We start from the raw sequence: 9,896 nt of genomic DNA on the forward strand, positions 1-9,896 counted from the left end.
GTCCGGCCCGGCGTCGAGCGGTGCGGTCGCCGGCGTACGGCCTCCGTCGCCACCCGGCGCGGTGCCCACCGGTAAAGCGCCGGGGTGCTGCGTGCCGGTGCGAGCCGCCGCCGGGGGCGCCGAAGTGGCGGGCGCCTGGGCCCGTCCGGTGCTGCTGTCCGCGGTGAGGCCGGCCAGCACGAGCAGGCCGAGCGCGGCGGCCGGCACCAGGCCGAAGCCGCTCACCAGCAGTCTCCTGCGCCACCGGTGCGGTTTCGGCAGCCCTTCGCCGGGGGCGAGCGGGTCGAGCGGGTCCGGGTCGGGCACATAGGTGCCGCCGCCGTGTTCGGCCAACTCCCACAGGGCGCCGAGGCGTTCGTAGTCGGCTCCGCAGAGCTGCCCGAGGACCTCGACCGCGTCGCGAGGCGGCACCTTGGCGCCGTTGAGGTAGCGCTCCCAGGACTCCGTGCTCTGCGATGTGCGCGCGGCCAGCGTCGGCACGGCGAGGCCGCTGCGGTCCTTCATCCTGCGCAACTGCACCGCGAGCCGGCGCGCGTTGGCGCTCATGGTGTCCGGCAACGGCTCCCACAGCGTCACGGCGGTCCCCTCCCCCACGTCCCGCGACCCACGTTAGAACGCCAGTGCCCCGCCCGGAGGGTTTTCCGGACAGGGCACCAAAACGGACGGAGTCTGTCTCAGACTGCGAGCTTCTTGCGCAGGTTCTCGTCGATCGAGGCAAGAAATTCCTCGGTGGTGAGGTACGGCTGGTCCTTGGAGATCAGCAGCGCCAGGTCCTTGGTCATCTGGCCGTTCTCGACGGTCGTCACGCAGACCCGCTCCAGGGTCTCGGCGAACCTGGTGACCTCGGGGGTGTTGTCCAGCTTGCCGCGGTGGGCGAGGCCGCGGGTCCAGGCGAAGATCGAGGCGATGGGGTTGGTGGAGGTGGGCTTGCCCTGCTGGTGCTGCCGGTAGTGGCGGGTCACCGTGCCGTGCGCGGCCTCGGCCTCGACGGTCCTGCCGTCGGGGGACATCAGGACGGAGGTCATGAGGCCGAGTGAGCCGAAGCCCTGCGCGACGATGTCGGACTGGACGTCGCCGTCGTAGTTCTTGCAGGCCCAGACGTAGCCGCCCGACCATTTCAGGGCGGAGGCGACCATGTCGTCGATGAGGCGGTGCTCGTAGGTGAGCCCGGCCTTCTCGTAGTCGGTGCGGAACTCGGCGTCGAAGATCTCCTGGAAGAGGTCCTTGAACCGGCCGTCGTACTTCTTCAGGATCGTGTTCTTCGTCGACATGTACACCGGGAAGCCCCGGTCCAGGCCGTACGCGAACGAGGCCCGCGCGAAGTCGCGGATCGAGGCGTCGAGGTTGTACATGGCCATAGCGACACCGGGGCCCGGGAACTCGTACACCTCGAGCTCGACGGGATCGGAGCCGTCCTTCGGGGTGAAGCTCAGGGTGAGGGTGCCCTCGCCGGGGACCTTCAGGTCGGTGGCGCGGTACTGGTCGCCGAAGGCGTGGCGGCCGACGACGATCGGCTTGGTCCAGCCGGGGACCAGGCGCGGCACATTGTCGATGATGATCGGCTCGCGGAAGATCACCCCGCCCAGGATGTTGCGGAGGGTGCCGTTCGGGGAGCGGTACATCTCCTTCAGGCCGAACTCCTCGACCCGGGCCTCGTCCGGCGTGATGGTGGCGCACTTGACACCGACGCCGTACTCCTTGATCGCGTTCGCCGCGTCGACCGTGACCTGGTCGCGGGTGGCGTCGCGGTGCTCGATACCGAGGTCGTAGTACTTCAGCTCGATATCGAGGTACGGCAGGATCAGTTTGTCCTTGATGAACTGCCAGATGATGCGGGTCATCTCGTCGCCGTCGAGCTCGACGACGGGATTGGCCACCTTGATCTTCGCCATGGGAGCAAGCTACTCGGCCCGCCCCCATGGCCCCGGGAACCGCACCGGGTCAGCGCACCGAGAACCGCACGATGTCCTCCAGGAACGGGATGTCCAGGATCGGGTTCGGCTGCGCCATCAGCGCCAGCAGCACGATCACCGTGCCGAGGAACCCGTACGTGATCACATCGGTGAACCGGCTTCGCACCGCCAGCATCCCCACCGACGGCATCAGCCAGCGCAGCCCCGCGCCCAGCAGCAGGCCGGCGCCGATCAGCACGATGCCGGCCCGGAAGCTGCCCGCCGCCGTCAGCAGCAGCCCGACGGCGACCGCGCCCAGCACCGCCAGGATCGGCCACTGACGGGCCGGTGCGGGGGCGTGGGGCCCTGTGGCACGGCCGCCGCCCTCGGGGCGGGTGGTCGTACGCGTCCGGGCCGGGAAGCGCCTGCTTCGCTCAGCCGACATGGCCCTCGGCCGCCTCTACGACGTTGGCCAGCAGCATCGCGCGGGTCATCGGGCCGACGCCGCCCGGGTTGGGCGAGATCCACTCCGCGACCTCGGCCACGCCGGGGTGGACGTCGCCGACGATCTTGCCGTTCTCGTCCCGGCTGACGCCGACGTCGAGGACGGCCGCGCCCGGCTTCACGTACTCGGGCTTCACCAGGTGCTGGACACCCGCCGCCGCCACGATGATGTCCGCCTGGCGCAGCTGGGCGCCCAGGTCGCGGGTGCCGGTGTGGCAGAGGGTGACGGTGGCGTTCTCGGACTTACGGGTCAGCAGCAGGCCGATCGAGCGGCCCACGGTGACGCCGCGGCCGACGACGACCACGTGCGCGCCGTTGACCTCCACCTTGTGGCGGCGCAGCAGCTCCACGATGCCGTTCGGGGTGCAGGGCAGCGGGCCGGGCTCGTTCAGCACCAGCCGGCCGAGGCTCATCGGGTGCAGGCCGTCGGCGTCCTTGGCCGGGTCCATCAGCTCCAGGACGCGGTTGGTGTCGATGCCCTTGGGGAGCGGGAGTTGCACGATGTAGCCGGTGCACTCGGGGTTGTCGTTCAGCTCCCGTACGACCGCCTCGATCTCCTCCTGGGTCGCGGTGTCGGGCAGCTCGCGCTGGATGGAGGCTATGCCGACCTCCGCGCAGTCGCGGTGCTTTCCGGCGACGTACCAGCGGCTGCCCGGGTCGTCGCCGACCAGCAACGTGCCGAGGCCGGGGGTGATGCCCCGCGACCTGAGCGCCGCGACGCGGGTGGACAGTTCGGACTTGATCGCGGCGGCAGTGGCCTTGCCATCGAGAATCTGAGCGGTCATGCCCCCATCCTCTCAGGTCCGCGTACCGCCGCCGGACAAGCCGCTGGACAGGGCGGCCAGCGGGCCACGACGATGTGACGTCGTCCCAATCATCACTCCGGACTCATCGTCCCCGCTCGGAGGAATCAGCACGTGAGTTATCCGCCCGGTCCCAGCAATCCTTACGGCCAGCAGCCGCCCCAGCCGCCCCAGCAGCCGCAGCAGCCCCAGCAGCCGTACGGCTACCCGCAGCAGCCCCCGGCCGCCCCGCAACAGCCGCAGCCCGGCTACGGCTACCCGCAGCAGCCGCCGGCTCCGCAGAGCTTCCCCCAGCAGCAGGGCTACCCGCAGCAGGGCGGCTACCCCCAGCAGGGTGGATATCCCCCGCAGGGCGGCTACCCCGGCGGTTACCAGGGCGGTTACCCGGGCGGCCCGGTCCCCGGGATGCCTCCGTACGCCAGTTGGGGCGCGCGGGTCGGCGCGTACTTCGTCGACTACCTCATCTTCCTGCTGGTGCCGATGATCCTGATGGTCGTCGGGTACGCCCAGATGATCAGCACGATCGTCGACAGCACCAACAACTGCGACTACAGCGGCACCTACAGCACGTGCCCGTCGCCGAGCGTCCCCGGCAGCGCCATCGCCCTGCTGATGCTGGGCGGGCTGCTCGCCTTCGTCGGGGGCCTGGTCATGTGCTACATGGAAGGCACCAAGGGCCAGACCCCGGGCAAGAAGGCGCTCGGCATCACGGTGCTGCGCGAGGCCGACGGCCGCCCGCTGGGCTTCGGCATGGCCTTCGTGCGCCGGCTGTGCCACGGACTGGACTCGGCCGCCTGCAGCATCGGCTACCTCTGGCCGCTGTGGGACGACAAGTCGCAGACCTTCGCCGACAAGATCGTCAAGTCGGTTGTCGTCAAAACCCGGTAATCATCCGATAAGAATGGCTTGGCGTCCTCCCCCAGACTCCGTCCGGTGGGGGTCCCCCCGGCCGAAGGCTGGTGGGGGCACCCCCGGACGGAGTCTGGGGGTGCCCCCAGCTCCCATCCGCTCGGAGGAAGACTCACGTGAGTTACCCGCCAGGTCCCAACAACCCGTACGGCCAGCAGCCGCCGCCTCAGCAGCCGCAGCAGCCGTACGGCCAGCAGCCGCCGCCTCAGCAGCCGCAGCAGCCGTACGGGTACCCGCAGCAGCCGCCCCAGCAGCCGCAGCCCGGCTACGGCTACCCACAGCAGCAGCAACAGCCGCCGCAGGGAGCTCAGCCCTACGGTGCCTATCCGCAGCAGCCCCAGGCTCCTTACGGCTATGCGGGCGGCCCCGAGGTCATGCCGCAGGCCCCGAAGACGGCCCGCACGCTGCTCTTCGTACTGGGTGGCATGGAGATCGTCGCCGCGCTGCTCGTCTTTGTCGGCGCCGCCGCTCTGTCGGCACTCGACGACACGAACTCCTCGTCCCTGCCGATCGGAGTGCTGTGGTTCGCCGGGGTGTTCGCCCTCGCGCTCGGCGCGCTGTGCATCGCGATGGGCACGAAGTTCAAGACCGGCGGCCCGGGCACGCGTACCGGGGCGATCGTCATCGGTGCGCTGGTCCTGGTCGGCGGCGTGATCAACCTCTTCAGTGGGGGCGTCTTCGCGCTGCTGCCACTGGTGCTGGCCATCCTGGTCATCGTCTTCTCGGCCAAGGCCGAGACGGCGGCTTGGTTCAACCGCCCGCGTTACTGAGCCATCGCATACGAAAGCCGCACCTCGTGAGGTGCGGCTTTCGTATGTGCGCGTACGTCCGCGTACGTATGCGTCAGTGGAAGAAGTGCCGCGTGCCGGTGAAGTACATCGTCACGCCCGCCTTCTTCGCGGCCTCGACGACCAGCTCGTCACGGACAGAACCGCCCGGCTGGGCCACCGCCTTGACGCCCGCCTCGGCCAGCACCTCGAAGCCGTCCGGGAAGGGGAAGAAGGCGTCGGACGCCGCGTAGGAGCCGGCGGCGCGCTCGGCGCCGGCCCGCTGGACGGCGAGCTTGGCGGAGTCGACGCGGTTGACCTGGCCCATGCCGACGCCGACCGTGGCGCCGTCCTTGGCGAGCAGGATGGCGTTGGACTTGACGGCCCGGCAGGCTCGCCAGGCGAAGGCCAGCTCGGCCAGCTCGCCGTCGGACAGCGCCTCGCCGGTCGCCAGCGTCCAGTTGGCCGGGTTGTCGCCCTCGGCCTGGAGGCGGTCCTTCTCCTGGAGGAGCAGGCCACCCTCGATCGGCCGGAACTCCTTGACGGCGCACGGCGCTTCGGGGGCCCGCAGGACGCGGATGTTTTTCTTGCGGGCCAGTACCTCGACCGCACCGTCCTCGTACGCGGGCGCGACGATGACCTCGGTGAAGATCTCGGCGACCTGCTCGGCCAGCTCGACGGTCACCGGCCGGTTGACGGCGATCACCCCGCCGAAGGCGGACAGCGGGTCGCAGGCGTGCGCCTTGCGGTGGGCCTCGGCGACATCGGCGGCGACGGCGATACCGCAGGGGTTGGCGTGCTTGATGATCGCCACGCAGGGCTCGTCGTGGTCGTACGCCGCCCGGCGCGCGGCTTCGGTGTCGACGTAGTTGTTGTAAGACATCTCCTTGCCGTGCAGCTGCTCGGCGGAGGCGAGACCGGACGAGCCGTCGACGTACAGGGCGGCGCCCTGGTGCGGGTTCTCGCCGTAGCGCAGCACGTTCTGGCGCTCGTACGTGGCGCCCAGGAAGTCCGGGAAGGGGCTGTCGTCGGCGGGGGCGTACGCGTTGGCGAACCAGCTCGCGACGGCTACGTCGTAGGAGGCGGTGTGCTGGAAGGCCTCGGCGGCCAGGCGCTTGCGCTGCGTCAGGTCGAAGCCGCCGTCGCGGACGGCGGCGAGCACGTCGGCGTAACGCTGCGGGCTGACGACGACTGCCACGGACGGGTGGTTCTTGGCGGCGGCACGGACCATGGAGGGGCCGCCGATGTCGATCTGCTCGACGCACTCGTCGTCCGAGGCCCCGGAGGCGACGGTCTCCTTGAAGGGGTAGAGGTTGACGACCACGAGCTGGAAGGGCTCGACGCCCAGCTCGGCCAGCTGCCGCTGGTGGTCCTCCAGGCGCAGGTCCGCGAGGATGCCGGCGTGCACACGCGGGTGCAGCGTCTTGACCCGGCCGTCCAGTCGCTCGGGGAAGCCGGTCAGCTCCTCGACCTTGGTGACCGGCACCCCGGCGGCGGCGATCCTCGCGGCCGTCGAACCGGTGGAGACCAGCTCGACCCCCGCCTCGTGGAGACCGCGCGCCAACTCCTCCAGTCCGGTCTTGTCGTAGACGCTGACCAGCGCGCGACGGATCTCCCGCTTGCTCTCGGCACTCACGGCAACAGAACCTTTCGTCCCTCAATGCGATACCCATCGCGGGACAGCCGCCCCACGACGTCGACGAGCAGCCTTCGCTCGACTTCCTTGATGCGCTCGTGGAGCGCTTCCTCCGTGTCGCCCGGCCGGACCTCGACCGCGCTCTGCGCGATGATCGGGCCGGTGTCGACCCCGTCGTCGACGAAGTGGACCGTGCAGCCGGTGACCTTCGCCCCGTACGCGAGCGCGTCGCGCACCCCGTGCGCGCCGGGGAAGCTCGGCAGCAGAGCGGGGTGCGTGTTGACGAAGCGGCCACCGAAGCGGGCCAGGAACTCCTTGCCCACGATCTTCATGAAGCCCGCCGACACGATCAGGTCGGGCTCGAAGGAGGCAACGGCCTCGGCCAGACCTGCGTCCCACTCCTCGCGGCTGCCGAAGTCCTTCAGCTTCGCGACGAACGTCGGCAGTCCGGCCCGCTCGGCACGCTCCAGGCCGACGATGCCCTCGCGGTCGGCGCCGACGGCGACGACGTTCGCGCCGGCGTCCAGCAGGGCCTGGAGGTTGGTGCCCGATCCGGACACGAGCACGACGAGACGGGAGGGTGGGGGAAACGCAGCCACGGCAGGTGGTCCCTCGGGAAGATGCGGCGATATGGAGGATCATACGAGTCGGGGGGCCCTGAGATTCCAGGGAACCCTACGAGGCCGCCGACCGTCAGCAACGATACCGGCACACCGAACGGCCCCCACGGGACGGGGGAGCGCGCGGACGGTAGCGTCTGCTGAGGAGTAAGGGCGTACGCGCGTAGCGGACGTGACGTATCTGACACGAGCAGGGGATGACTCGAGCAACCATGAGCAGCGGCCGCAGCACCACCACCCACCGCGTGGCGACCGCGCTGCGTGAGCGGCGTCCCCAGGACAACCCGTTCGCTCCGCCGCCCGAGGACGCGCCTGAGCAGCCCTGGCAGCCGCGCCGCCCGGAGGACTCCTCCGGTCCCGAGGACGAGCGCCCCGCTCCCCCGCCGCCGCCCGCCTGGGGCGGCCAGTGGAGCGACCAACAGCCCGGCCATCAGCCCGGCGGCCTCGGCGACGGCCCCCGTCCCCGTCCCGGCTCCGGTCCCGGCTCCGGTGGCAACGGCGCGGGCGGCCCCTCCGGGCTCCGCTTCGACCCCACGGACCCCGCCCAGCGGCGGGCCCGCTACGCCCTGCTGTCCGGCATGTGGGGCCTCTTCTTCGCCCTCCTCGGCTGGACGTCCTTCTCGCTGCTCCTCGGCGCGCTCGCCCTCTACTGGGGCATCTCCGCGCTGCGTATGAAGCCCGAGCAGCGCGCCGACGCCCGCTCCGCCGCTGCCGCCGCCCTCTCCCGCGCGCCCGTCCACGACGAGGACCCCCGCCCCCAGGTCCCGACCGGCGAGCTCGCGGACAAGCCCCAGCGCACCGCCGCCATCAGCGGCATCGTCGCCGGCAGCCTGGCCATACTCCTCGTCGCGGCGACGTACACGGTCCAGTTCGTGTACCAGGACTACTACTCCTGCACCCGCGACGCCCTCACGTCCTCCTCCCGCGCCGCCTGCGCGGATCTGCTCCCGAAGCCCCTGCGCTCCGTCATCGACAACGGCTGAGCAGACGACGCCGGGTCACTCACGCGAGTCACTCACGCGAGTCACTCACGCGGGTCACCGGCCCGGTGCCGTCCCGGCGGGACCGACGGGAAGTCCATCAGGGCGGCCGTCTCGGATGCCTCCGGCTCCGGAAGTCCGGGCGGCTGCTCGGCCGGCAGCTCGACAGCCCCTGTCGGCGCCGCCGGCTCCGAGTCCCGCAGCCGCCACCACCGCAGGACCAGCGCCACGGGCAGCCCGACCACCAGGGTCCAGGCGCAGGCCGCGGCTCCCGCCCAGCACGCGGAGGGCCCGAAGTCCGCGAGCGTCCCCTCGCCGAGCGGCCCGGCGGCGACAGCCGCGAGCCCCATGACCACCAGGCCGCACAGCCCCGCAGCGCAGGCGGTGACGGCCGCCGTGCCCCGCGTCGTACGCCCCACCGCGAAGTGCGCGACCGCCAGCCCGGCACCGGCGGGGATGGCGAGAACGGCCCAGGTCACGGGCGTACCGCCGCCCTGCTCCGGGAGCGCGGTGAGCAGCGGGAAGGCCGGGAGTACAGGGTAGCCGGAGGCACCGGCCGGGGCGACGATGCTGCCGGCACCGATGGAGAAGCCGGGACCGAGGGCATAGGCCGCGCCCCACACCGCCGCGTTCGGGACCAGCGCGATGGAGACCAGCAGCACCGTGAACATCCCGGACACCGAATCGCTCAACTCCCCGAATGCCCCGGCGGACGCTCCCACGTGCCACACCAGCGACACCGCTGTCAGCAGCGCCCCACCGCCCAGCAGCACCGCCAGCCCCGCCGCGGCGGCCCGCAGCGTCCCGACGGCTCCCTCGCGGGGCACCGCCCCGGGCAGCGGAATCGGCGGCCGGCCGCGCTCGAACCAGGCCCCTGTGGCAGCCGCGAGCAGGGCGAAGACCGGCAGGTGCAGCAGCGCGCCGAGCGCGTCGCTGCGCACCGGACCGTACGAGGTGTACAGCACGGCGCAGCCACCGACCGCCGTATAGCCGCCGACCAGCCACCCCAGCGCGGCCCAGCCGACCTCGCCCTCGTCGGCCGCCGAGTCCGCCCCGGCCCGGTACAGCAGCCATGCCGGAAGCGCGGCCAGCAGCAGCGGCGTCATCCCGGCGGGCGCGGGCGCCCCACCGAGCGTCTCCATGCGTACGAGGCCCGTGCCGTGGGCCAGCAGCCAGACGTCGGCGGCGACGTGCAGCGTGCCCTGGATGCCCCCGCTGTCGGGATACGGGGAGATGATCCACAGGAAGAGGACGAGCACGGCCGTCGCGCCCAGCCCCAGGCCTGCGGCCGCCACCCCTCCCGCGAGGGACGAGGGCGCCCTCTCGGGCAGCGACGGCAGGGACGGCGTGCGGTCGTTGCGGTCGGTCATATGGGTCACGCCACCCCATGCTGCCCTGAAGAACCCCTTTTGCCCCGGCAGCGTGGCGAGTGGTAACCGTGTCGCCGAATATGACGCTATGCGGCTTATCGCACGATCATGCACAAGCCCTGCGGCGGCGTTCGACGCCCTCCACGCGCAGTGCGCGGGCCCCGTCGTCCGCCAGGTCGAGCTGCTCACCGGCAACCCCCGGCTCGCCCGCCGCGCCGTACGGCACGCCTTCGTCGTCGCCTGGCAGCACTGGCCCACCGTCGCCGTCGACCCGGACCCGGCCGGCTGGATCCGCGCCGCCGCGCACGACTACGCCCTCGCGCCCCGGCACCGCTGGGTCCCCCTGCGCCGGCCGCGGCGCCGCATCCGTGCCGGTCCCGGCCTGGCCCTGCGCACGGCCCTGCTGCGACTGCCG

10 protein-coding genes and 1 pseudogene are annotated in these 9,896 nt (G+C 71.6%); 4 read left to right on the forward strand and 7 right to left on the reverse strand.

The genetic code is table 11. The features are described 5' to 3' along the window. The 4 genes from EFK10_RS48885 to EFK10_RS28370 all read right to left on the reverse strand — a co-directional run. Positions 1-576 (reverse strand): helix-turn-helix domain-containing protein (locus tag EFK10_RS48885; protein WP_240677520.1); only part of this gene is annotated, 576 nt, incomplete at its 3' end. Between the two features lie 98 nt (positions 577-674). Further along, the gene (locus EFK10_RS28360) at positions 675-1,892 is read right to left on the reverse strand and encodes an NADP-dependent isocitrate dehydrogenase (RefSeq protein ID WP_127358506.1); all 1,218 of its coding nucleotides are present in this window, start codon (positions 1,890-1,892) and stop codon (positions 675-677) included. Positions 1,893-1,941: 49 nt separating this feature from the next. Continuing rightward, positions 1,942-2,337, reverse strand: coding sequence for a DUF3017 domain-containing protein (locus EFK10_RS28365; protein WP_127358507.1), 396 nt, complete (start codon positions 2,335-2,337; stop codon positions 1,942-1,944). Beyond that, complete coding sequence (locus EFK10_RS28370) at positions 2,327-3,181, reverse strand: bifunctional methylenetetrahydrofolate dehydrogenase/methenyltetrahydrofolate cyclohydrolase (RefSeq protein ID WP_127358508.1); 855 nt, start codon at positions 3,179-3,181, stop codon at positions 2,327-2,329. Before EFK10_RS28370 ends, EFK10_RS28365 begins: the two co-directional genes overlap by 11 nt. Positions 3,182-3,313: 132 nt before the next feature. Here EFK10_RS28370 and EFK10_RS28375 point away from each other — a divergent pair, with 132 nt between their 5' ends. Continuing rightward, positions 3,314-4,087: an RDD family protein gene (locus EFK10_RS28375; RefSeq protein WP_127358509.1), complete on the forward strand. Its 774-nt coding sequence runs from the start codon at positions 3,314-3,316 to the stop codon at positions 4,085-4,087. Positions 4,088-4,224: 137 nt separating this feature from the next. Continuing rightward, the gene (locus EFK10_RS28380; RefSeq protein WP_127358510.1) at positions 4,225-4,878 is read left to right on the forward strand and encodes a hypothetical protein; all 654 of its coding nucleotides are present in this window, start codon (positions 4,225-4,227) and stop codon (positions 4,876-4,878) included. 73 nt (positions 4,879-4,951) lie between these two features. Here the strand turns inward: EFK10_RS28380 and purH are convergent, their stop codons facing one another. After that, on the reverse strand, positions 4,952-6,511 hold the full coding sequence (gene purH, locus EFK10_RS28385) for a bifunctional phosphoribosylaminoimidazolecarboxamide formyltransferase/IMP cyclohydrolase (protein WP_127358511.1): 1,560 nt from the start codon (positions 6,509-6,511) through the stop codon (positions 4,952-4,954). Continuing rightward, on the reverse strand, positions 6,508-7,110 hold the full coding sequence (purN, locus tag EFK10_RS28390; RefSeq protein WP_127358512.1) for a phosphoribosylglycinamide formyltransferase: 603 nt from the start codon (positions 7,108-7,110) through the stop codon (positions 6,508-6,510). Before purN ends, purH begins: the two co-directional genes overlap by 4 nt. A gap of 218 nt (positions 7,111-7,328) precedes the next feature. Here purN and EFK10_RS28395 point away from each other — a divergent pair, with 218 nt between their 5' ends. After that, complete coding sequence (locus EFK10_RS28395; RefSeq protein ID WP_127358513.1) at positions 7,329-8,114, forward strand: hypothetical protein; 786 nt, start codon at positions 7,329-7,331, stop codon at positions 8,112-8,114. A 41-nt stretch (positions 8,115-8,155) separates the two neighbouring features. Here EFK10_RS28395 and EFK10_RS28400 read toward each other — a convergent pair whose 3' ends face one another. Then, the gene (locus EFK10_RS28400) at positions 8,156-9,481 is read right to left on the reverse strand and encodes a cell division protein PerM (RefSeq protein WP_240677521.1); all 1,326 of its coding nucleotides are present in this window, start codon (positions 9,479-9,481) and stop codon (positions 8,156-8,158) included. Between the two features lie 88 nt (positions 9,482-9,569). On the opposite strand from EFK10_RS28400, the pseudogene EFK10_RS28405 reads away from it, so the two are divergent. After that, positions 9,570-9,896: pseudogene (locus tag EFK10_RS28405) on the forward strand (RNA polymerase subunit sigma-24); the annotation flags it as partial.

This window comes from Streptomyces soli, assembly GCF_003999195.1.
Classification (GTDB): domain Bacteria; phylum Actinomycetota; class Actinomycetes; order Streptomycetales; family Streptomycetaceae; genus Actinacidiphila; species Actinacidiphila soli.